The 20,016-nt window shown below is 63.5% G+C and carries 25 protein-coding genes, 1 other RNA gene and 2 pseudogenes; 13 read left to right on the top strand and 15 right to left on the bottom strand.

Annotated features, from left to right (window positions below):
- The first annotated feature begins 73 nt into the window (after positions 1-73).
- The 3 genes from O7A05_RS22350 to O7A05_RS22360 are packed head-to-tail and all read left to right on the top strand — an operon-like array spanning position 74 to position 1,104.
- Complete coding sequence (locus tag O7A05_RS22350; RefSeq protein WP_095767239.1) at positions 74-334, top strand: DUF2312 domain-containing protein; 261 nt, start codon at positions 74-76, stop codon at positions 332-334.
- Positions 335-356: 22 nt separating this feature from the next.
- Positions 357-797, top strand: a complete 441-nt coding sequence (locus O7A05_RS22355) for a hypothetical protein (protein ID WP_337095120.1) — start codon at positions 357-359, stop codon at positions 795-797.
- Positions 798-807: 10 nt separating this feature from the next.
- Entirely contained in the window at positions 808-1,104 is a 297-nt protein-coding gene (locus O7A05_RS22360; protein ID WP_337095121.1) for a hypothetical protein, read from the top strand.
- Between the two features lie 53 nt (positions 1,105-1,157).
- Here O7A05_RS22360 and msrB read toward each other — a convergent pair whose 3' ends face one another.
- The 4 genes from msrB to O7A05_RS22380 form a co-directional block, all read right to left on the bottom strand.
- The gene (msrB, locus tag O7A05_RS22365; protein WP_337095122.1) at positions 1,158-1,562 is read right to left on the bottom strand and encodes a peptide-methionine (R)-S-oxide reductase MsrB; all 405 of its coding nucleotides are present in this window, start codon (positions 1,560-1,562) and stop codon (positions 1,158-1,160) included.
- A gap of 93 nt (positions 1,563-1,655) precedes the next feature.
- A complete protein-coding gene (locus O7A05_RS22370; protein ID WP_337095123.1) occupies positions 1,656-2,846 on the bottom strand; it encodes a vWA domain-containing protein in 1,191 nt (396 codons plus the stop codon).
- Positions 2,847-2,853: 7 nt separating this feature from the next.
- A complete protein-coding gene (locus O7A05_RS22375) occupies positions 2,854-3,300 on the bottom strand; it encodes a GNAT family N-acetyltransferase (RefSeq protein ID WP_337095124.1) in 447 nt (148 codons plus the stop codon).
- An 80-nt stretch (positions 3,301-3,380) separates the two neighbouring features.
- Positions 3,381-4,220, bottom strand: a complete 840-nt coding sequence (locus O7A05_RS22380) for an AAA family ATPase (RefSeq protein WP_337095125.1) — start codon at positions 4,218-4,220, stop codon at positions 3,381-3,383.
- A 150-nt stretch (positions 4,221-4,370) separates the two neighbouring features.
- Here O7A05_RS22380 and ssrS point away from each other — a divergent pair.
- The 4 genes from ssrS to O7A05_RS22400 all read left to right on the top strand — a co-directional run bounded on the left by ssrS (position 4,371) and on the right by O7A05_RS22400 (position 6,935).
- A non-coding RNA gene (ssrS, locus tag O7A05_RS22385) (6S RNA) lies at positions 4,371-4,526 on the top strand.
- A gap of 82 nt (positions 4,527-4,608) precedes the next feature.
- Complete coding sequence (locus tag O7A05_RS22390) at positions 4,609-5,196, top strand: 5-formyltetrahydrofolate cyclo-ligase (RefSeq protein WP_337095126.1); 588 nt, start codon at positions 4,609-4,611, stop codon at positions 5,194-5,196.
- 66 nt (positions 5,197-5,262) lie between these two features.
- On the top strand, positions 5,263-6,087 hold the full coding sequence (locus O7A05_RS22395) for a TIGR00282 family metallophosphoesterase (protein ID WP_337095127.1): 825 nt from the start codon (positions 5,263-5,265) through the stop codon (positions 6,085-6,087).
- Positions 6,088-6,167: 80 nt separating this feature from the next.
- Entirely contained in the window at positions 6,168-6,935 is a 768-nt protein-coding gene (locus O7A05_RS22400; RefSeq protein WP_224510896.1) for a TerC family protein, read from the top strand.
- Between the two features lie 25 nt (positions 6,936-6,960).
- Here the strand turns inward: O7A05_RS22400 and O7A05_RS22405 are convergent, their stop codons facing one another.
- The 4 genes and pseudogenes from O7A05_RS22405 to O7A05_RS22420 form a co-directional block, all read right to left on the bottom strand.
- Positions 6,961-7,425 carry an SRPBCC family protein gene (locus O7A05_RS22405; protein ID WP_337095128.1) on the bottom strand — a complete coding sequence of 155 codons (465 nt, stop codon included), beginning with the start codon at positions 7,423-7,425 and terminating at the stop codon, positions 6,961-6,963.
- 25 nt (positions 7,426-7,450) lie between these two features.
- A pseudogene (locus O7A05_RS22410) lies at positions 7,451-7,812 on the bottom strand (hypothetical protein).
- Positions 7,813-7,841: 29 nt separating this feature from the next.
- Positions 7,842-8,234 (bottom strand): VOC family protein, encoded by a 393-nt coding sequence (locus O7A05_RS22415; RefSeq protein ID WP_337095129.1) that lies wholly within the window; start codon positions 8,232-8,234, stop codon positions 7,842-7,844.
- Between the two features lie 48 nt (positions 8,235-8,282).
- Positions 8,283-8,765 (bottom strand): SRPBCC domain-containing protein, encoded by a 483-nt coding sequence (locus O7A05_RS22420; protein ID WP_337095130.1) that lies wholly within the window; start codon positions 8,763-8,765, stop codon positions 8,283-8,285.
- A gap of 51 nt (positions 8,766-8,816) precedes the next feature.
- Here O7A05_RS22420 and O7A05_RS22425 point away from each other — a divergent pair, with 51 nt between their 5' ends.
- From O7A05_RS22425 to O7A05_RS22435, 3 genes and pseudogenes are all read left to right on the top strand, one after another.
- Entirely contained in the window at positions 8,817-9,140 is a 324-nt protein-coding gene (locus tag O7A05_RS22425; RefSeq protein ID WP_337095131.1) for an ArsR/SmtB family transcription factor, read from the top strand.
- Between the two features lie 201 nt (positions 9,141-9,341).
- Positions 9,342-10,091, top strand: a complete 750-nt coding sequence (locus O7A05_RS22430; RefSeq protein WP_140841722.1) for a YebC/PmpR family DNA-binding transcriptional regulator — start codon at positions 9,342-9,344, stop codon at positions 10,089-10,091.
- A gap of 18 nt (positions 10,092-10,109) precedes the next feature.
- Positions 10,110-10,420: pseudogene (locus O7A05_RS22435) on the top strand (Rdx family protein).
- Positions 10,421-10,449: 29 nt separating this feature from the next.
- On the opposite strand, the gene O7A05_RS22440 reads toward O7A05_RS22435, so the two are convergent.
- Positions 10,450-10,926 carry an anthrone oxygenase family protein gene (locus O7A05_RS22440; protein ID WP_337095132.1) on the bottom strand — a complete coding sequence of 159 codons (477 nt, stop codon included), beginning with the start codon at positions 10,924-10,926 and terminating at the stop codon, positions 10,450-10,452.
- A gap of 118 nt (positions 10,927-11,044) precedes the next feature.
- Between O7A05_RS22440 and O7A05_RS22445 the strand changes: the two genes are divergently transcribed.
- A complete protein-coding gene (locus O7A05_RS22445; RefSeq protein ID WP_337095133.1) occupies positions 11,045-11,686 on the top strand; it encodes a TetR/AcrR family transcriptional regulator in 642 nt (213 codons plus the stop codon).
- A gap of 297 nt (positions 11,687-11,983) precedes the next feature.
- On the opposite strand, the gene rpmE is transcribed toward O7A05_RS22445, so the two are convergent.
- A complete protein-coding gene (rpmE, locus tag O7A05_RS22450) occupies positions 11,984-12,205 on the bottom strand; it encodes a 50S ribosomal protein L31 (RefSeq protein ID WP_040974396.1) in 222 nt (73 codons plus the stop codon).
- Between the two features lie 206 nt (positions 12,206-12,411).
- Between rpmE and O7A05_RS22455 the strand changes: the two genes are divergently transcribed.
- Complete coding sequence (locus O7A05_RS22455) at positions 12,412-14,214, top strand: ABC transporter transmembrane domain-containing protein (RefSeq protein ID WP_337095134.1); 1,803 nt, start codon at positions 12,412-12,414, stop codon at positions 14,212-14,214.
- 36 nt (positions 14,215-14,250) lie between these two features.
- Here O7A05_RS22455 and O7A05_RS22460 read toward each other — a convergent pair whose 3' ends face one another.
- Complete coding sequence (locus tag O7A05_RS22460) at positions 14,251-15,735, bottom strand: carboxypeptidase M32 (protein WP_337095135.1); 1,485 nt, start codon at positions 15,733-15,735, stop codon at positions 14,251-14,253.
- A 146-nt stretch (positions 15,736-15,881) separates the two neighbouring features.
- Between O7A05_RS22460 and O7A05_RS22465 the strand changes: the two genes are divergently transcribed.
- On the top strand, positions 15,882-16,235 hold the full coding sequence (locus O7A05_RS22465) for a DUF1304 domain-containing protein (RefSeq protein WP_337095136.1): 354 nt from the start codon (positions 15,882-15,884) through the stop codon (positions 16,233-16,235).
- Positions 16,236-16,421: 186 nt separating this feature from the next.
- On the opposite strand, the gene O7A05_RS22470 is transcribed toward O7A05_RS22465, so the two are convergent.
- The 4 genes from O7A05_RS22470 to trhA form a co-directional block, all read right to left on the bottom strand.
- Positions 16,422-16,850 carry a hypothetical protein gene (locus tag O7A05_RS22470; RefSeq protein ID WP_337095137.1) on the bottom strand — a complete coding sequence of 143 codons (429 nt, stop codon included), beginning with the start codon at positions 16,848-16,850 and terminating at the stop codon, positions 16,422-16,424.
- Positions 16,851-17,102: 252 nt separating this feature from the next.
- Positions 17,103-18,131: a peptidoglycan -binding protein gene (locus O7A05_RS22475; RefSeq protein ID WP_337095138.1), complete on the bottom strand. Its 1,029-nt coding sequence runs from the start codon at positions 18,129-18,131 to the stop codon at positions 17,103-17,105.
- 1 nt (position 18,132) lies between these two features.
- The gene (locus O7A05_RS22480; RefSeq protein ID WP_337095139.1) at positions 18,133-19,155 is read right to left on the bottom strand and encodes a MotA/TolQ/ExbB proton channel family protein; all 1,023 of its coding nucleotides are present in this window, start codon (positions 19,153-19,155) and stop codon (positions 18,133-18,135) included.
- Positions 19,156-19,267: 112 nt separating this feature from the next.
- The gene (gene trhA / locus O7A05_RS22485; protein ID WP_337095140.1) at positions 19,268-19,960 is read right to left on the bottom strand and encodes a PAQR family membrane homeostasis protein TrhA; all 693 of its coding nucleotides are present in this window, start codon (positions 19,958-19,960) and stop codon (positions 19,268-19,270) included.
- Positions 19,961-20,016: the final 56 nt, after the last annotated feature.

Consider the following 20,016-nt stretch of genomic DNA (forward strand, 5'->3'; position numbering starts at 1 on the left):
CGCTCGGGCAGGGAACCCGCTCCAATTCGCCGTGGCGGGAATCGCTATGGCTTCAGAAGACGCGGAGAGAAAAATGGCCGACGAAATCACCGAGACCAGCCAGACTGTAGCCGCCGGCCAGCTGCGCACCATCATCGAGCGCATCGAGCGGCTCGAGGAAGAGAAGAAGACGATCTCCGACGACATCAAGGATGTCTATGCCGAAGCCAAGGGGACCGGCTTCGACACCAAGGCGATCCGCACCATCGTGCGGCTGCGCAAGAAGGACCAGGCCGAGCGTCAGGAGGAGGAGTCAATCCTGGATCTCTACAAGGCCGCTCTCGGCATGGCGTAAGCCTCGTGGCCGGAGACCGGCCATGAACGAATTCGACTTCGGCGGCCGTCGTGCCTCGGAGTTCCGCCATCGCGGCTTCTGGGCGCTGTTCGCCGAACGGCACCCGCAAGAAAGGCAAAGGCTCGCCCGACGCGGGCCTTGGTTCTGGCAGCGCGGGCTGCCGGATTTCGCTTTGGTCCTTTCGATGTATGTCGCGCCGGCGCAGAACCATGTCGGCGTCTTCTTCGGGCGCAATGAGAAGTTCGGCGCCACGGAGTCCTGGTCGCGGCTGAAACCGTTCCAGCCGGCGATCGAATCCAGGCTGAAGCTCAGGCCCGAGCAGAGCTGCGAAGGTCTCGGCATCAACTCGATGTGGCGGGTGAACTGCTACGCCGAGGACAATTGGCCAGCCATGAGCGACTGGCTGGTGCGGGAATGCTCACGCTTCGAAGAAGCCGTGACCGAAGTTCTCGGGCCGCGATAGGTCGCCGGCGATGACGGGTTTTTTCCGAACGCGGTGGAGGGGCGAAGTGCCGCTCGACCGGCTGTTCTGGCGCGACATGCTGCTGGTCGGGACCATCTTGAGCATCGCCTCTTCGGCGCTGGCGCTGATCCTGCTTGGATTGAAGCTGCCGCTCTGGCTGGTGCTGGCGGTGCATTTCCTCCCCGTTCCCTACAACATCTTCCTGACGGTCGCCGTCTGGCGGACCGCGGAGAAGGTCGGGGGTTTCAAGGCGCAGCTGATGATGCTCGGTTCCGCGCTCTGGGTGATCGCGACGGTCGTGGCATGAGCCATATGAAAAAGGGCGGCCGAAGCCGCCCCTTGCGAAGCCATTCCAAGGCATCAAGCTGCCGGTTCGAAGCGCAGCGCCACGCCGTTGATGCAATAGCGCAGGCCGGTCGGCGGCGGGCCGTCCTCGAAAACGTGGCCGAGATGGCTGCCGCAGCGCGCGCAGTGGCATTCGGTGCGGACCATGCCGTAGTTGCGGTCGACGGTGGTCTCGATCGAGCCCGGGACCGGATCGTTGAAGCTCGGCCAGCCTGTGCCGCTCTCGAACTTCAGCTTGGATTCAAACAGTGGCTGGTCGCAGCCGACGCAATAGAAGGTCCCGGCGCGCTTCTCGTAGAGCAGGGCGCAACTGCCGGGACGCTCGGTGCCGTGGTTGCGCATGACGGCATACTGCTCCGGCGTCAGCCGGGCGCGCCACTCGGCATCGGTGCGGGTGACAGGATAGGCGTGGGTGTCCATGAAATCTCCTCGGCCTTGGCGGCTCGTTGTTGCTTGCAACGGATATTCGCCCAAACATAGGCCCTTGTTACAGGCGCTTCCAGCGAAAGCGAGCTAATGCTTGCGCGACAACTGCCTGGTCGCAGCCTCAAGCCCGGCCAATGTCAGCGGGAACATGCGGCCGCCGAAAATGTCGCTGATCAACTGGATCGAGTGCGTGTAATGCCAGTTCTTCTCAGCTTCGGGATTGAGCCATATCGCGTTCGGCCATTGCTGCAACAGGCGGGCCAGCCACACACTTCCGGCCTCCGGATTCCAGTGCTCGACCGAGCCGCCCGGATGGGCGATCTCGTAAGGGCTCATCGAGGCGTCGCCGACGACGATCACCTTGTAGTCCGGTCCGTATTTGTGGATGAGGTCGAAGGTCGGAATCGTCTCGGCGAGGCGGCGGCGATTGTCCTTCCAGACGCGCTCGTAAAGGCAATTGTGGAAGTAGAAATATTCGAGCTGGCGGAATTCGGCGCGCGCCGCGGAAAACAATTCCTCGACGCCGCGGATGTGGTCGTCCATCGAGCCGCCGACATCGAAGAACATCAAAAGCTTCACGGCATTGCGCCGCTCGGGCCGGGTCTTGACGTCGAGATAGCCGTGCTCGGCGGTGGCGTGGATGGTGCCGGGCAGGTCGAACTCCTCCTCGGCGCCCTCACGCACCCAGCGGCGCAGCCGCTTCAGCGCCACCTTGATGTTGCGGGTGCCGAGCTCGACGGTGTCGTCGAAGTTCCTGAACTCGCGCTTGTCCCAGACCTTCACCGCGCGGCGATGCCGGCTTTCATCCTGGCCGATCCGCACGCCTTCAGGGTTGTAGCCATAGGCGCCGAACGGCGAGGTGCCGCCGGTGCCGATCCATTTCGAACCGCCCTGGTGGCGCCCCTTTTGTTCCTCGAGGCGTTGCTTCAACGTCTCCATCAGCTTGTCGAAGCCGCCGAGCGCTTCGACCAGCTTCTTTTCCTCCTCGCTCAGATGCTTTTCCGCCAGCCGGCGCAGCCATTCCTCCGGGATATTGGCGATATCGACGGCATCCGGGCCACTGAGCGCCTCGACACCCTTGAAGACATGAGCGAAGACCTGGTCGAAACGATCGATATGACGCTCATCCTTCACCAGTGCCGAGCGGGCGAGGTAATAGAAACCCTCGACGTCATAATCGACGAGCCCGGCCTCGAGACCCTCCAGCAGTGACAGATATTCCCTGAGCGAAACAGGAACCCGCGCGGCCTTCAGTTCGAGGAAGAACGGGATGAACATCGGCTTTCTATAGCAGATCGTACTCGATGAAGCCCGTGCGGCGCGCCACATTGTCGTAGAGCCGGCGCGCGGTGGCGTTGGTCTCGTGTGTCATCCAGTAGACATTCTTGACGCCGATCTTGCCGGCCTCGTCCTGCACGGCCTTGATCAGCGCCGCGCCCACGCCCTTGCCGCGCACCTCAGGGTCGGCGAACAGATCCTGCAGATAGCAGTTGTTGACCAGCGACCAGCAGGAGCGATGGTAGAGGTAGTGGGTCAGCCCAACCGCCTTGCCGTCGAGCGTGGCGATGAAACCTTTCGGCTCGAACTCGCCGTCCGTGAAAAGCCGCTTCCAGGTGATCGCGTAAACCTCTTCAGGCAGCTTCGTCTCATAAAAGGTGAGGTAGGCGGTCCACAGGCGCCGCCAGTCGGCGTGGTCGGACTGCACGAGCGAGCGGACGATGATCTCGGACATTTCTTCCTCCAAGCTTTGGTGCGAGGCTGCGGCAGATGCCCCGTGCGGGCAACGGTTCACAGCCGGCGAAAATGCTGTTGCTATTGCTGCCGTCTGGCCATGAAGGCCAACCGCTCGAACAGGTGCACGTCCTGCTCATTCTTCAAGAGCGCGCCGTGCAGTTTCGGCAGCATGTTCTTCGGATCCGCGCGCAGGTCTTCGGGCGCGATGTCGTCGGCGACCAGCAGGCGGATCCAGTCGAGCGCTTCGGAGGTCGAGGGCTTCTTCTTCAAGCCCGGCACGTCGCGGATCTCGTAGAACTGGGTGAGTGCCGCCCGCACCAAATTCTGCTTGATGCCGGGGTAATGCACCTCGACGATGCGGTGCAGCGTGTCGATGTCGGGGAAGCGGATATAGTGGAAGAAGCAGCGGCGCAGGAAGGCGTCCGGCAGTTCCTTCTCATTGTTCGAGGTGATGATGACGATCGGCCGAAACTCGGCGCGGATCGTCTCGCCGGTCTCGTAGACGAAGAACTCCATCCGATCGAGCTCCTGCAGGAGGTCGTTGGGAAACTCGATGTCGGCCTTGTCGATCTCGTCGATCAACAGCACGACTTTCCTTTGCGCAGCGAAGGCATCCCACAGCTTGCCGCGCTTGATGTAATTGGCGATGTCGTTGAAGCGTTCGTCGCCGAGCTGGCTGTCGCGCAGCCGCGAGACGGCGTCATATTCGTAGAGGCCCTGCTGCGCCTTGGTGGTCGACTTGACGTTCCATTCGATGAAATCGAGCCCAAGTGCCGAAGCCACCTGGCGGGCAAGCTCGGTCTTGCCGGTGCCGGGCTCGCCCTTGACCAGCAAGGGCCGCTCAAGCGCGATCGCGGCGTTGACCGCGACCATCAGATCCTTGTCGGCGACGTAAGCCGCAGTACCTTCGAAACGCATCTTTTCTCCTGTCCCTGCGGCCGGACCGTAAGGAGGCTGGCCGCCCCGCGCAAGGCGTGGCGACGCCGCGGGGCGCGCGACAAGAAATTTACCGGGCCGCGAGAGCTATCCTTCTGGCGCGCGGCTAATGATCGGCCTATATTTGCTGTCGGCGGTCTGCGCTTCCCGGCAGGAGAAACTTATCCCCGGGGCCTTATCGATCCTTAGGGAGCTGTCCCTGGGAAGACCCGTGGGTTTTCTCACACGGCGCCCACCTACTTTGTAGGCACCCGGGATCGACCTCTCCACCGGTTGTGTGGATCGTCGCTCTCCCGTTTTCGGGAGACATGCGCTAGAAAGCGTCGCTCCTAAAACGCCATCCAAATCCGACTTTTTCTAGCGTCCGCGCATGAGCTCTTCCAAAGACCTGAAAAAACAGCTTCGCAAGGAAGCGTTGGCGCGCCGTGATGCGCTCGACGAGTTCTGGCGCGTCGAGATCGCGCTCGAAATGGCCGAGACCGCGAAGGAAAAAATCGACTTCGAACCCGGCCGGGTTGTCTCCGGCTTCTGGCCGATGCGCTCGGAAGTCGACGTGCGGCCGCTGATGTTCGCGCTGCGCGAGAAGGGCGCCAGGCTCTGCCTGCCGGCGATCCTGGACAAGGCCACGATCGTCTTTCGCGAACTGGTGCGCGGCGCGCCGATGGTCGAGATGGGCTTCGGCACGGTCGGGCCGCATGAAGAGGCGGAAGTGCTCGACCCGACGCTCATGCTGGTGCCGCTCGCCGCCTTCGATGCCCGCGGCCACCGCATCGGCTATGGCGCCGGCTATTACGATCGGGCGATCGCTAGGCTGGCCGACAAGGGCATCGCACCCAGGCTGATCGGCATCGCGTTCGACTGCCAGGAAGTCGAAATGGTCCCTGACGAGAACCATGACGTGATCATTCCGGAAATACTGACCGAGAGCGGGTTGCGCCGCTTCGCGCCCCAATTATAGATACTCGGCGAGGCTGATGGTCTTCGCGGAAGTCATGCAGCTTGGCAGACTTCGGCTCGGGATCGTATGAGACTTCTCTTCCTCGGCGACATGGTTGGCAAAACAGGGCGCACGGCAGTCTGGGAACAGCTGCCGGGGCTGATTTCCGACTTCAAGCTCGACTTCGTCATCGTCAATGGCGAGAACGCCGCCGGCGGCTTCGGCATCACCGAGGAGATCTTTCGCGAGACGCTCGCAGCTGGCGCGGATGTCGTCACCACCGGCAACCATGTCTGGGACCAGCGCGACGCGCTGATCTTCGCGCCGCGCGAGGAGCGCTTCCTGCGCCCCTCCAATTTTCCCAAGGGCACGCCGGGCCGCGGCTCGGGCGTCTATATCGCCCGCAATGGCGCGCGCGTGCTGGTCGCCAACATCATGGGGCGCGTCTTCATGCATCCCGAGCTCGACGATCCGTTCCAGGCCGGCGAGCGTGAGCTTGCGGCCTGCCCCCTCGGCGAGCAGGCCGATGCCGTGGTCATCGATTTCCACGCCGAGGCGACCTCGGAGAAGATGTGCTTCGCGCATTTTGTCGACGGCCGCGCCAGCCTCGTGGTCGGCACGCACACGCACCAGCCGACCGCCGACCATCAGATCCTCAATGGCGGCACCGCCTATATTTCGGACGCCGGCATGTGCGGTGATTATGATTCCTCGCTCGGCATGGATAAGGAAGAGCCGCTCAACCGGTTCCTTTCCAAGGTGCCGAAGGGCCGTTTCGAGGCGTCGTCAGGGCCCGCGACGCTCTGCGGCGTCGGCGTCGATATTTCGGACCGCACCGGGCTTGCCGAAAAAATCGCGCCGTTTCGTCGCGGGCCGCGGCTGGAAGAAACGGCGCCGTCCTTCTGGTCGTGACATTGATATAGATGGGGTCAATACCTAACTGGCGACGAAACCCGCGAAAACTGCTCTAGATCGTAGAGGGGACGACCTTCATGCAGCTTGTCGAATTTCTGGCGCCGCACTTTCATTTTGTTTCCGATCCGACCGCGTGGGTCGCACTTTTGACGCTGGTGGTGCTCGAGGTCGTGCTCGGCATCGACAATCTGATCTTCATCTCGATCCTGACCAACAAGCTGCCGGAAGCGCAGCGCGCCCGTGCGCGCCGCCTGGGCATTTCGGCGGCGCTGATCATGCGCCTGATCCTGCTCGCCACGATCTCGATCATCGTGCAGCTGACGACGCCGGTGTTCACCGCCTTCGGCCACGGCTTTTCGTGGCGCGACCTGATCCTGATTGCCGGCGGCCTGTTCCTGGTCTGGAAGGCGACCAAGGAAATCCATCATACGGTCGACCCGCAGGACCATCAGGACACGATGGTCGGCGGCACGCTGCAGATGAGCCTTGCCGGCGCGATCTTCCAGATCCTCCTGCTCGACCTCGTCTTCTCGATCGATTCCATCATCACCGCGGTCGGCATGACCGACGAGATCGCCATCATGTATATCGCGGTCATCGTGGCGGTGAGCGTGATGATGCTGGCGGCGACGCCGCTCGCCAATTTCATCGCCAGGAACCCCTCTATCGTGATGCTGGCGCTTGGCTTCCTTTTGATGATCGGCATGACGCTGATCGCCGACGGCATGGGCTATCACGTGCCCAAGGGCTACATCTACGCCGCCATGGGTTTTTCCGCGCTGGTCGAAGGCCTCAACATGCTGGCGCGGCGGCGTAAGAGGCAGAGGTCGGGCGAGGGGCACTGAGGCTCGCCACCACGCCGGCGGGCCGCTAAGCCGAAACACCCTTCGGGTGACGGTCGCCGATCAGGCCGAGCGTCAGGCCCTGTTCCAGCCAGGCCTTGGCGCCGGCAAGCACCAGCGAGAAGCCGCCGGTGGATTCGACCGCCTGCTTGACCTGTTCGTCGGCGGAACCGGCGAAGCCGAAATTGCGGATTTCGAGGAAGGTCGCTTCATCCGGCATTTCGGTGAATGTCCAGACGACGGTGGTCGGCGGATCGCTCCACTGCATGGCGATCTTCTCGTTGGGGACGATCTCGCTCACCTCGACCTTGGTCGAGACGCCATACATGCGCCATTCCCATTCGACCGGCTTGCCCTCATCCAGGCGACCGCTGGAATGCGTGAACCAGAATTTCGTGGTGACCGCCGGATCGACGATTGCTTCGAACACCTCAGCGACCGGTCGACGGATCAGCATGGCGGTTTCGGCGATGGGAGGTTCTCTGAGCTCCATACTGGCTCTCCTTTCCTAACGGGTTTCACCAAGCATCTGGTTCCCGCACGAGGTGAATGATGTTGGCGGGGTTGGTAATCCAGCCGCCACGAAAGCCCTCACCCAAAGGCTCTATTGCGTCGCAGCGCACGACACCCGCCTTTGCGAGATGGGAGGCCGCGCTCTTGAAGTCCGGCGTGAAAAGCTCCAGCCAGATTTCAGCCTGGCTCATCATCGGCGCCTCGTCGATCCAGAGGCGATTGGGACCAAGTTCGAACCGATCGCCGGCGCCTTGGCCGTAAACGGCTTCAGTCCTACAACATCGCGATAGAGGGCGATCGTTGCCTCGTATTGGTGCGAGGGCACCTTCATGGCGATGTTGATGCCGCCGGTAATCTCGGTGTCCATTGCCGATCCCCTGATTGCGTTGGATGTCGTTACGGCAGGTTGATCTGCCAGGAGACGCCGAAGCTGTCGTTGAGCCAGGCGAAACGCTGGCTGAAGCCGTAATTGCCGGTCGGCATCAGGAAGCCGCCACCCCCGGAGAGAACGCCGACGATCCGCTCGAGCTCCTCTTCGGACGAGCAGTCGACAAAGAAGGAAAAGGACGGCGTGAAGGTGAAGGCGTGGTGGACGGGGCTGTTGTAGATCCTGACCTCGACGCCGCCGATCGAGGCGCGCGCCAGCTTGAGCGTTCCTTCCGCCGCGTCCTCGCCCGAGCCGTAGCGCGTGATGTCGAGCACACGGCTATCGGGAATGGTCTCGCAATAGAGGGTCATGGCCTCCTCGGCCTTTCCCTCGAACATCAGGAATGGTGTTGCTTTCGTCATCGGGCGACCTCTCCTCTCCTGCCAGATCTCGGGACCTGAATGTCGGCCTCAGATGTTGGTCTCGTTGGCCGGCTCGCCGCGCAGCTCGCTGCGGTAGTAGCCGTCGCGCAGATTGATGCCGTATTCGAGATAGGCCTTCATGCAGGCCAGCATCTGCGACCAGCCCTCGCAATTGAGGTAGGATTTCTTCAGGCCGGCCTCGCCCTCGCGCCAACCTTCCTCGGCGATGGTGACGAAAGTGCCGCCGTCCTCAAGCGGCTCGAAATTCATTTCGATACGGGTCTTGTAGGCGGGCTTGCCGTCGGCGTCTGTCGCGTCCCAGCGCAGCACGATGCGCTTGTCCTTCGTCACCTCGTCGACTTCGACCGGTACAGACTTCCACCAGGTGACGGTGGTGCCCGCCACAAGCGGCGCCGAAGCGCCCCCGATGGTGGTGAAATAGCCGCTGAGCTTTGTCGGGTTGACGACGGCATCGAAGACCTCGCCGACCGGTTTGCCGATGCGTCCGGAAATCCTGAAACCAAGGGACATATCCACAGCTCCTTCCTTGCTGCTCGAAACGATATGTTATAGAAAAATAACATGTCAAGCCAAACCTCCGACGACCATGTTTTCAAGGCCTTGGCGCATCCGCGCCGGCGCGAATTGCTGGATCGCCTGAAGGATCAGCCGCAGACCACCGGCGCGCTGTGCGAGGCTTTCCCGGACATGGACCGATGCACGGTGATGATGCACCTGAAAGTGCTGGAGGAGGCCGATCTGGTGGTGGCGAAGCGTGAGGGGCGCGAACGCTGGAACCATCTCAATGCGCTGCCGATCAAGCAGATCCACGATCGCTGGATCAGCCAGTATGCCGGCCACGCCATCAGCATTCTCGATCGGCTGAAGTCCGATCTGGAGGGGTGAGGGGCCGGCTCAACGCCGAAGTAACGGCGCGTCTGGACGAATTGAGCCGATTTATCTATAAGCCGGCCATTCCGACAAAGAGCGCCGCGTGCCTTCGCAGGCATGCCCGGGACGTTCTGAAAGATTGAATTCGAGCATTTCCGAAGACGCGGTGACGACACCTCGCTTCGGGATGCTCTAGCCGAATACGACAGGGGTGCCATGGCTGGCCATTCGCAGTTTAAGAACATCATGCACCGCAAGGGCCGCCAGGACGCGGTGCGGTCGAAAATGTTTTCCAAGCTGGCGCGCGAAATCACCGTCGCCGCCAAGACCGGCACGCCGGACCCGGCGATGAACCCCAGGCTGCGCCTTGCCGTGCAGAACGCCAAGGCGGTGTCGATGCCGAAGGACAACATCCAGCGCGCCATCAACAAGGCGTCCGCAGGCGACGCTGAAAATTACGAGGCCGTGCGCTATGAAGGCTACGGCCCCGGCGGCGTGGCGCTGATCGTGGAAGTGTTGACCGACAACCGCAACCGCTCGGCCTCCAATGTGCGCGCCGCCTTCACCAAGGCCGGCGGGGCGCTCGGCGAAACCGGCTCGGTGTCGTTCATGTGGAACCGCGTCGGCGAAATCTATTACCCGGCCTCGGCCGGCAGCGCCGACAAGGTGATGGAAGCCGCGATCGAGGCCGGCGCCGACGATGTGGAGTCGGACGAGGAAGGTCACACGATCTATTGCGCCTTCGAAAATCTCGGTGAAGTGTCGAAGTCGCTGGAGGCCGCGCTCGGCGAAGCGGAATCGGTCAAGCCGATCTGGCAGCCGCAGAACAACGTCCCGGTCGACGAAGAGCGGGCGCAGTCGCTGATGAAGCTGGTCGCCACGCTCGAAGACGATGACGACGTGCAGAGCGTCTACGCCAATTTCGAGGTCGACGACGAGACGATGGCCAAGCTCAGCGCGGCCTGACCGGCCACGCGACATGACATGAGCGAGAAGCCGCTGCCCGTCATCCGCATCACCTACTGCACGCAATGCCAGTGGCTGCTGCGGCCGGCTGGATGGCGCAGGAGCTGCTTTCGACCTTCGGCACCGATCTCGGCGAGGTGATCCTGGTGCCGGGCACCGGCGGCATCTTCACCATTGCCTGCAACGATCAGCTCATCTGGGAGCGCAAGCGCGACGGCGGTTTTCCGGACGCTGCAAAGCTCAAGCAGCTGGTTCGCGACGTCATCGACCCGGAGCGGGATCTCGGCCACGCTGATCGCAAAACGCACAGGAAGACGGACCCCGCCTGAGGCGAGGTCTTTTGCATTCGCGCTCATCCTCAGATCAATGCCATGATGAAGCAGGCCATCGCCACGATCGCGGTGACGGTGCGGACGTGGTTCCACATCACCCACTGGCTCAGATGGTTCGCCCACACGCCGGCGCCGTTGGCGCTCTGCGGATCGACGGCGGCCAAAGCGTCGTTGAGCGGCACGTTGAAGACCATGGTCACGATCGGATTGCCGACGAAATAGATCACGGCTCCGGCAAGCAGCCAGTAGGAGCCGGACTGGCTCCAGCCGAAGAAAACACCGGCAATCAACACCAGGCAGATCAGGCCAGTGCCGAACAGCGCGGTCATGAAGGTCGGCGTGATCACCGTGACGTTGATCGAATTCATCGCCGCGATGCCGCTTGGGACGGGCAGCCGGGCAAGTGCTGCCATGACGAAATTCGAGAAGGCGAAGAAGACGCCGCCGACGACGCCGGAGCCGATCGCGGCGATGAAGGTGAGGATGGGAAGAAGTTTGATCATCTCAGTTGCTCCAGATGCTGGGTCGCAAAATGTGATTAATCCTCACATTTGCAAAACGTGATAAACTCTCGTATTTTGCGAGTCAAGCCGGTTTTCAGAAAATCGCCCGGAGAGAGCCATGGATGATAAAGTCGCCGCCAAGCCGGACCAGGCGGCCATTGCTTCGCCGCGCCGGTCGCCGAGCCAGCAGCGCAGCCGCGAGCGGGTCGAGCGCATGCTGGCCGCCGCCTCGGCGCTGATTGCCGAGCAGGGCAGCGATGCGATGCGCATGGGTGAGGTGGCGGAGCGGGCAGGGGTGTCGATCGGCTCGCTCTACCAGTTCTTCCCGGACAAGCGGGCGATCGTCTGGGCGCTGGCCGAGCGCTACACGGCCGAAAGCCAGGCCTGCATCGCGGCGGCATTGAAGGATGTCGGCGACAAGGACGGCCTTAGGCAGGCGTTCTCGGAACTGGTCGACATCTACTACCAGCTGTTCCTGGCCGAGCCGGTGATGCGCGACATCTGGTCGAGCACGCAGGCCGACAAGGCGCTGCGCGAACTGGAATTGGCCGACAGCCGGGCCAATGCCGAATTTTTGGCTGCGGCGCTGAAACGGATTCGCCCCGATGCCGATCCGATCGAATTGGAGACGGCCGCGTTTCTCGTCTGGCAGATGGGCGAGGCCGCGGTGCGGCTGGCTATCTCCGTCGAGCGGGACGAGGGCGACAGGCTGGTCGCGGCTTACAAGCGCATGGCGCTGAGGGAGCTGGTGGGCGAGTAGGAACGATTTCCGCAGCGTCGCAAGGCTTGGGTTCCTCGCCCCCGCCAGGGGCGGGGGAGAGGTGTCCGCGAAGCGGACGGAGCGGGGGCCTTCGTAGGGCGCTCCCCTCTCCGTCTCGGCTTCGCCGAGCCACCTCTCCCCACTTCGTGGGGCGAGGAACCTTGAACTTTCAAGCGCCGGCGCTGCCCCTCATCCGCCCTTCGGGGCACCTCCCCGTAGAACGGGGAGAAGAACGAAACGGGCAACAAAAAACCCGCCTCGAAGGCGGGTTTCTCGAAATCTGCCGATGTATCCGGCTTAGAGGCCGAAACCCTCGAAACGCTTCTTGAACTTCGACAGGCGGCCGCCGCGGTCGAGCAGGGTCTGCTGGCCGCCGGTCCAGGCCGGGTGCGTGGTCGGGTCGATGTCGAGGTTCATCGTGTCGCCTTCCTTGCCCCAGGTCGAACGGGTCAGGTATTCGGTGCCATCGGTCATGACGACCTTGATGGTGTGGTAGTCGGGATGGATATCGGCCTTCATTGTCGTGTTTCCTAGCTGCCGGCGCTGGCAACGGGCCTAAAGGCCTGCGTCGATGCGCCCCTTTTTAAAACTCGAAGCCGCAGCTAATGAAAAGCCACGGCTTCTAAAACGGTCGGCGAGCCTATACATCAGCCGGAATTGAATCACAAGGTCGCGGCGGGCGCATATTGAAGCGCTGTCCCGCCAAGCGGCCAGAGGAAACGCTCATGGCGGAAATCGGTGGCAGCGCAAGCGAGCGCAGACGCTCGGTCCGGCCGCTCCGCAGCCTCTTTCCGTACGTTACCCGCTACCGGACGCTGGTAATAGGCGCCGTCATCTCGCTGATCGTGGCGGCGGTGACGACGCTTGCTTTGCCGATGGCCGTGCGGCGCATGATCGACCACGGTTTCCAGGCCGCGGGCTCCACCTTCATCGCGGAGTATTTCGCGGCGCTGGTTCTGATGGCGGCCTTGCTGGCGGCCGCTTCGGCCAGCCGCTACTATTTCGTCATCACGCTCGGCGAGCGGGTCGTGGCCGACATCCGCCGCGACGTTTTCTCCCATGTCACGACACTGTCGCCCGCCTTCTTCGATCGCGCGCATTCGGGAGAGATCGTGTCGCGGCTTGCCGCCGACACCACGCAGGTGAAGTCGGCCGTCGGCGCCACCGCCTCGGTCGCGCTGCGCAACTTGATCCTGGGCCTCGGCGCGGTGGCGATGATGGTCGTCACCAGCCCAAAACTCTCCGGCCTGGTCATCGCAGCAATCCCGGTGATCGTGCTGCCGCTGGTCGCCTTCGGCCGCTCGGTGCGGCGCAAGTCCCGGCAAGCGCAGGATACGCTCGCCGAAGCCACCGCCTATGCCAGCGAGCAGATCGGCGCGGTGCGCACGCTGCAGGCCTTCACCAACGAGAAGCTGGTCACCGGCCGTTTTGCGGAGGCCGTCGACGCCGCCTTCGAGGCGGCACGGGCATCGGTGTTCGCGCGCTCATTCCTGACTTTCTTCGCCATCTTCATGATTTTCTCCTCGGTGGTGGCGGTGTTGTGGTTCGGCTCGCGCGACGTGCTTGCCGGCACGCTGTCGCCCGGCACACTCGGCCAGTTCCTGCTCTATTCGGTGTTTGCCGCCGGCGCGCTCGGCGCGCTGTCGGAGGTGTGGAGCGAGCTGTCGCAGGCAGCGGGTGCCGCCGAGCGGCTGACCGAGATCCTGGCCGAGACGCCGACGATCCAGCGGCCTGACAACCCCGTTCCGTTGCCGGCCACGGCCAAGGGCGCGATCAGCTTCGACAACGTGTCCTTCTCCTATCCGGCGCGGCCGGACCGCGCCGCGGTGCATGGCCTGAGCTTCCAGGTGAAGCCCGGCGAGACGGTGGCGATCGTCGGGCCCTCGGGCGCGGGAAAAAGCACCGTCTTCTCGCTGATCCTGCGCTTCTACGATCCAGAGAGCGGGCGCGTCGTCATCGACGGCGTCAATGTGCGCGAGGCTGATCCGGCCGCGGTCCGTCAACGGATCGCGATCGTGCCACAGGACGTGACCATCTTCGCGGCGAGCGTCCGCGACAATATAGGCTTCGGCAGGCAGGGCGCCAGCGACGCCGAGATCGAGGCCGCGGCCAAGGCAGCCCTTGCCGACGAATTCATCGCCAGGCTCGACAAGGGCTATGACAGCCAGGTCGGCGAACGCGGCGTGACGCTGTCCGGCGGCCAACGCCAGCGCATAGCGATCGCCCGCGCCATTCTGCGCGACGCGCCGATCCTTCTGCTCGACGAAGCGACCTCGGCGCTCGACGCCGAGAGCGAGACGCTGGTGCAAAGGGCGCTGGAGCGGCTGATGCGCGGCCGCACCACCATCGTCATCGCGCACCGGCTGGCGACAGTGCTCAAGGCGGACCGCATCCTGGTCATGGACGGCGGGCGCATCGTCGAGGAAGGCACGCATCAGAGCCTGGTCGCCAAGGGCGGCATCTACACGCGGCTCGCCAAGCTGCAGTTCGAGACGGGAGCCAGCGCCTTCAAGGGCGCGGCCGAGTAGGCACGCCCCACCCAGCTGGTTTCGACCTGCCGCGGGTCAGTTCCCGTAGCGCTTGCGTAGATGCTCGGTGAAATAAGCGGCGTTGAGCTTCTCTCCGGTGGCGCGCTCGAGCAGGTCCGGCGTCGACCAACGCGAGCCCTGCGACCAGATCTTTGCGCGACGCCACTCGTTGATGGCGCTGAAATCGCCCTTGGCGAGGTCCTCGTCGGCGGACGGGTGCGCCTTGATCAAAGCCGCCCATTGCTGCGCGGCCATCATGGCGCCCAGCGTGTAGGAGGGGAAATAGCCGAAGGCGGCGCCTGGCCAGTGCACATCCTGCATCGGGCCGTCGGCCGGGTTGTCAATGGTCGAGAGGCCGAGATAGTCGCGCGTCTTGGCATCCCATGCTTCCGGCAGGTCGGCGACCTCCAGCCGGCCGGACACGAGCTCCTGTTCGAGCTCGTAGCGCAGGATGACGTGCAGCGGATAGGTGACCTCGTCGGCGTCGACGCGGATCAGGCCGCGTTCGACATGGTGGACGTGCGGCAGGATGTCGTCGATCGACCAGGCTTCGCCGAGATGTTTTTCAACCACCGGCAGCGCCCACCGCCAGAAGGCCGGGTTGCGGCCGATCTGCTTTTCGACGAACAGGCTCTGGCTCTCATGCACGGCCATGCCGCGCGCCTTGCCGAGCGGCCAATGCGACCAGGCTTTCGGCAGGTTCTGCTCGTACAGGGCGTGGCCGGTCTCGTGCAGCACGCCCATCAACGCCGACAGGAAGTCGGAGGTCTTGTAGCGGGTGGTGATGCGCACATCGCTCGGCACGCCGCCGCAGAAGGGATGGTGCGACACTGAGAGTGAGCCATGGGTGAGGTCGAAGCCGACGGCCGCCATCATGGCAAGGCCAAGCTCGCGCTGCCGGTCAATGGCGTAACTGCCAGAGAGCGGCTTCAGCGGGTGTTTCGCCAGCCGTGCATCCTGCACGGCCAGCGCATGCGGCAGGAAATCCTTGAGAAAGGCCTTCAGCTCGGCAAACACCTGCGTGATGTCGGCGGCGCGGTTGCCGGGATCGTACTGCTCCATCAGCGCGTCATAGGGGGCCAGGCCGAGCGCGTCTGCGCGCAGCGCCGCCTCTTCGCGCACCAGGGCCACGACGCCTTCCAGCGCCGGCAGGAAGCCGGCCCAGTCGTTCTTGGCGCGCAGGTCGCGCCAGAGCTGCTCGGAGCGCATGCGTGCCACCGTCTGGCGCTCGACGAATTCGACAGGCAGGCAGGTGAGGTTGGTGTATTGGCGACGCAGTTCCCTGACCGCCGCCTGTTGCTCGTCGTTCAGCGGCTCGGCCTCGGCGGCGGCGATCCAGTCGCCGATCTCCGGCGCGGTCGCTTGGGCGTGCAGCATGCCGGCAAGCAAGGACATCGCTTCGGCGCGCTTTTCGCCGCCGCCGACCGCCATATGCGTCGCCTCGTCGGCGCCGAGGATGGCCAAAGCATGCTCCAGCGCTTCGAGCTTGTGGCCGAGTTGGTCGAGTTTCTGGAAGGACATGATGGGTTCCGGCTGTAAATGGGCTGGCGCGAAAAGATACCAAGGCGCGAAGCTTGGCAACCCTGGTCGGCAAGGCCACGGCCAGCCTATCTTGCGCGGCAGCGTCGACGTGTAGTCAATGCTTGTCCGAACGAGCGGAGGGGACAATGATCGCCAATATCCTGGTCGGGCTGGTGGCGCTGGTTCATTGCTATATCGTCTATCTGAAGATGGTGCTTTGGGACACGCCGCGCGGCCGCAAGGCGTTCGGACTGACGCCGGAATTCGCCAGCGCCTCGAAGGTGCTCGCCGCCAACCAGGGCCCCTATAACGGCTTTCTCGCAGCGGGCCTGATCTGGGGTCTCTATCTCGGCGCCGGCGGGTTTCAGATCAAGATGTTCTTCCTGCTCTGCGTCGCCATCGCCGGCCTCTACGGCGCGGCGACCGTCGGCCGCAAGATACTGTTCATCCAGACAGCGCCGGCGGTGCTCGCCATCATCGTGCTTTGGCTCGGCCTATAGAGCGTTTCACCGTTTCATGAAAACGCCGAACCGCTCCATCTCTTTGTTTTTACGCAATTCCGGATGAAAAACCGTTCGCACTTTTCCTGGAATTGCTCCAATCGAAGCAGGACGTGATCGAAAAAGGGCGCCCCGGGGCCAGGTCCCGTGGGCGCCAGGTGGTGCCTTCCGTTTCCTTCGAAGAGGTCAGCCGTTCGGGTAATTGCCCCCGTCGGAGCCGTCGCCCATCATGAAACCGCTTCCGGTGTCGTCCATCAGCCTCTGGTCGACATTGTCGAGGCGGCGCAGCAACTCATGGTATTGCGCGGACGGGATCCTGCCGTGATCGGAAGCGGCGATACGCTCCGCGGCCTGGCTGATATGCGCGGTGCGCATATGCAGTTGCCGCGCTTCGGCAGCCGAAATGTTGTTTGCCTGCCGGGCGTCGGTGATGCCCTGATCCACACCCTGGACCTGATCGATCAGACCGCTCACGCGCGGCCCGGTCATGTCGGTCGGCTCGGGCGTATCGAGAGCACCGCCCCTGTGATGTCCGGCCGCATAGGCGCCGGCAAGTGGGGCCGCAATCAGTGCGGCAGCCAGGGTTACAGTCTTGAGAGATGTTGAAGCGCGCATGGCGGCGCATCCTCCTGCCAAGGAAGAAAGCGGCCGCGCCGCTAACCTTCCGACGTTCAGGGGCCGTCCAGTTCCGTCGCGTCGCGATGGGGTGGCACCGCCGGCGGTCCCCGGCCCTGCGCAGCAAATTAGGTGCGTCGATTTGCGATGTGTAATTAAAAAAAGATAATGTTTTCGGGCCTTGTCGACGGGACTTGGCACTCTAAGTATTCAGCCGACAAACAACTTCCCGTGACTTGGCGTGATAATAGCTCACCGTTCGGTGAGCTTCAGTTCAATGCGGCGGTTCTTGCTGCGCGCCTCGTCAGTGTCGGCAGGATCCAGCGGCTGGAACTCGCCGAAGCCGGCGGCCACCAGCCGGTTGGCCGGCACGCCGTTCTCGATCAGGAACTTCACCACCGAGGTGGCGCGCGCGGTCGACAGTTCCCAATTGTCGCGATAGCGGCCGGTGCCGGAGAGCGGCTTGTTGTCGGTATGGCCGTCGACACGCAGCACCCAGCTGATCTCCGGCGGGATTTCCTTCTGCAATTCGATGATGGCATCGGCGAGCTTCTTCATCTCGACCTTGCCGGCGTCGTTGATCACGTCGGAGCCGGTCGGGAACAGGACCTCCGACTGGAAGACGAAGCGGTCGCCGACGATACGGATGTTCTCGCGGTCGGCGAGGATCTCGCGCAGCCGGCCGAAGAAGTCGGAGCGGTAGCGGTTGAGCTCCTGCACGCGCTGCGCCAGCGCCACATTCAGGCGGCGGCCGAGATCGGCGATCTTGGTGTTGGAGTCGCGGTCGCGCTGCTCGGAGACGTTGAGCGCGTCTTCCAGCGCGCCGATCTGCTTGCGCAGCGCAGCAATCTGCTGGTTGAGGATCTCGACTTGGCTCAGCGCCTGCTGGCTGATCTGGCGCTGGTTGCTGAGCTCGCCCGAAAGCTGGTCCGCTCGTTTGTTGGCCGCGTCGCCGGCGCCGGCGCCCTGCGCCAGCAATTGTTCGAGGCGGCTCTTTTCGGCCTGCGCGGCCGATAGCGATGCCTGGAGATTGGCGAGCGTATCTTCCTTGTCCTGGCTGTTCGTGCGCTCCAGCGCCAGCAATTGGGTCAGCTCGTTGATCTGCGAGTTGAGGCGGTTCAGCACCGTGTCCTTGCCGGAGATCTCGCGGCTGAGCAGGAACTGCGCCAGCACGAAGACGGTGAGCAGGAACATAATCGCCAGCAGCAGCGTCGACAAAGCGTCGACGAAGCCCGGCCAATAGTCGATGCGGCGGTCGGTGCGCCGTCTTGCCAGCGCCACGTCAGTGGACCCCTTGCTTCTTCAGCGCGTCGGCGATCTTTTCCAGCGTGTTGCGCATGGCCTTCTGCTCGTCGGACTGGGCCTCGACCCAGTCGCGCATGATCTGCTGCTCGGAGCGCATGTTCTTCACCAGCCCCGAGATGCCGTCGGCAAGATTGGCCATGGCGGTGGCGACGCGCGGATTAGAGCCGCCGCCATTCTCCTGCAGGCTGCGCAGCCGCTCCGACAAGAGCCGGATGTCCTCGGAGGATTCGCTGGCTTTCGACGTGTCTGACACGACGATGTCCGACGACAGATCGGTCACCGAGGACAGCCAGTTCTCGAGTTCGGTGTAGAAGCGGGTCTGGGCGCGGCCGGCCTGCAGGTCGAGGAAGCCGAGCACCAGGGAGCCCGAAAGGCCGAACAGCGAGGACGAAAACGCGGTGCCCATGCCGGCGAGCGGCGCCGACAAACCCTGCTTCAGCGCATCGAGCACGGCGGCGGCATCGCCGGTGCCCGGGTCCAGCGCCTCGATCGTCTCGCGGATCGAAGCGATGGTGTTGAGCAGGCCCCAGAAGGTGCCGAGCAGGCCGAGGAACACAAGCAGGCCGACCAGATAGCGCGAGGTGTCGCGGCTCTCGTCAAGGCGGGTGGCGATGGAATCCAGCATCGTGCGCATCGACGAGGTCGAAAACGCGATCGTCGACGAGCGGCCGATCATCGCCTTCATCGGCGCCAAAAGCACCGGCTCGGTGGTTTCGGAGCCGGCGCGGAAGGAATTGACCCAGCGCACCTCGCGGAACAGCCGCCCGACCTGGACGAAGGCGAGCAGGATGCCGACCGCCAGCACGCCGACGATCAATCCGTTGAGGCCCGGATTGCTGGAGAAGGCGGTCGAGATCTGGCGGGTGAGGATGGCGGCGATGAAAGCGACGATGATCAGGAAGATCACCATGGTGAGCAGGAAGACCTGCGGGCTCGACAGCTTGTGCGGATCATAGACCAGGACGTCCGATCGCCTGCCGAAGGATCTGAGAAAAGCCATCCGTGCCCCGTTTCCGATGCCACCGCCGCAGAATTGCCGCGACTCTAAACGGAATTGTGACCAAATTGAATGGCGCTTGGCAATATGGCCCGATAGGACCGCGCCACAGGCATTAGAACCGGTTGACGACGAGGCAGTCGACCATAGCGGCAAGGTGAAGGCCGGCGCCGGTGACGACGAAGCCGTGCCAGACGGCATTGTGGAAGCGCAGGCCCTTCCAGGCGAAGAAGATGATGCCCAGGGAATAGACGATGCCGCCGGCGACGAGCAGCGCCACCGAGGTCGTCGGCAGCGTCTGGACCAGCGGTCCGGCGAGCACGATGCCGCTCCAGCCGATGGCGAGATAAAAGACGATGGCCAGCCGGTCGTAGCGGCCGGGCAGGAACATCTTGATGGTGATGCCGGCCGCCGCCGCGCTCCACACGACGACGATCATGGGCAGCGCCAGCGGCGAGTTGTCGAGCTGGGCGAGGAAGGGCGTGTAGGTGGCGGCGATAAGCAGATAGATCGCGGCATGATCGAAACGGCGCAGGATCCATTTCGCCGGCCAAGACACCGGCCACAGATTATAGGCCAGCGAAACCGAGAGCACGGTGAGCAGCGACACCACATAGAACACCGCGGCGACATATTCGCCCGGGCCGGAGTGGAAGGCGGCCAAAGCCAGGAAAGCCGAGCCGGCGGCGATCGCCAGCACGATGCCCACCGCGTGAACGATGCCGTCGGCGATCATTTCGGCGCGCGAATAGTGCCAGCGCCCCACAAACGGGATTTCAAGCTTTGTATCTGGACGCGCGTCGTTCATGAATGATCCTGCAACGCCTAATCTGGGCGCTCGGGGACCAGTATTTCAAGCTTCGG

Origin of the sequence: Mesorhizobium argentiipisi (SeqCode), from assembly GCF_037179585.1 — a bacterium.
In the GTDB taxonomy this organism is placed as follows: domain Bacteria; phylum Pseudomonadota; class Alphaproteobacteria; order Rhizobiales; family Rhizobiaceae; genus Mesorhizobium; species Mesorhizobium argentiipisi.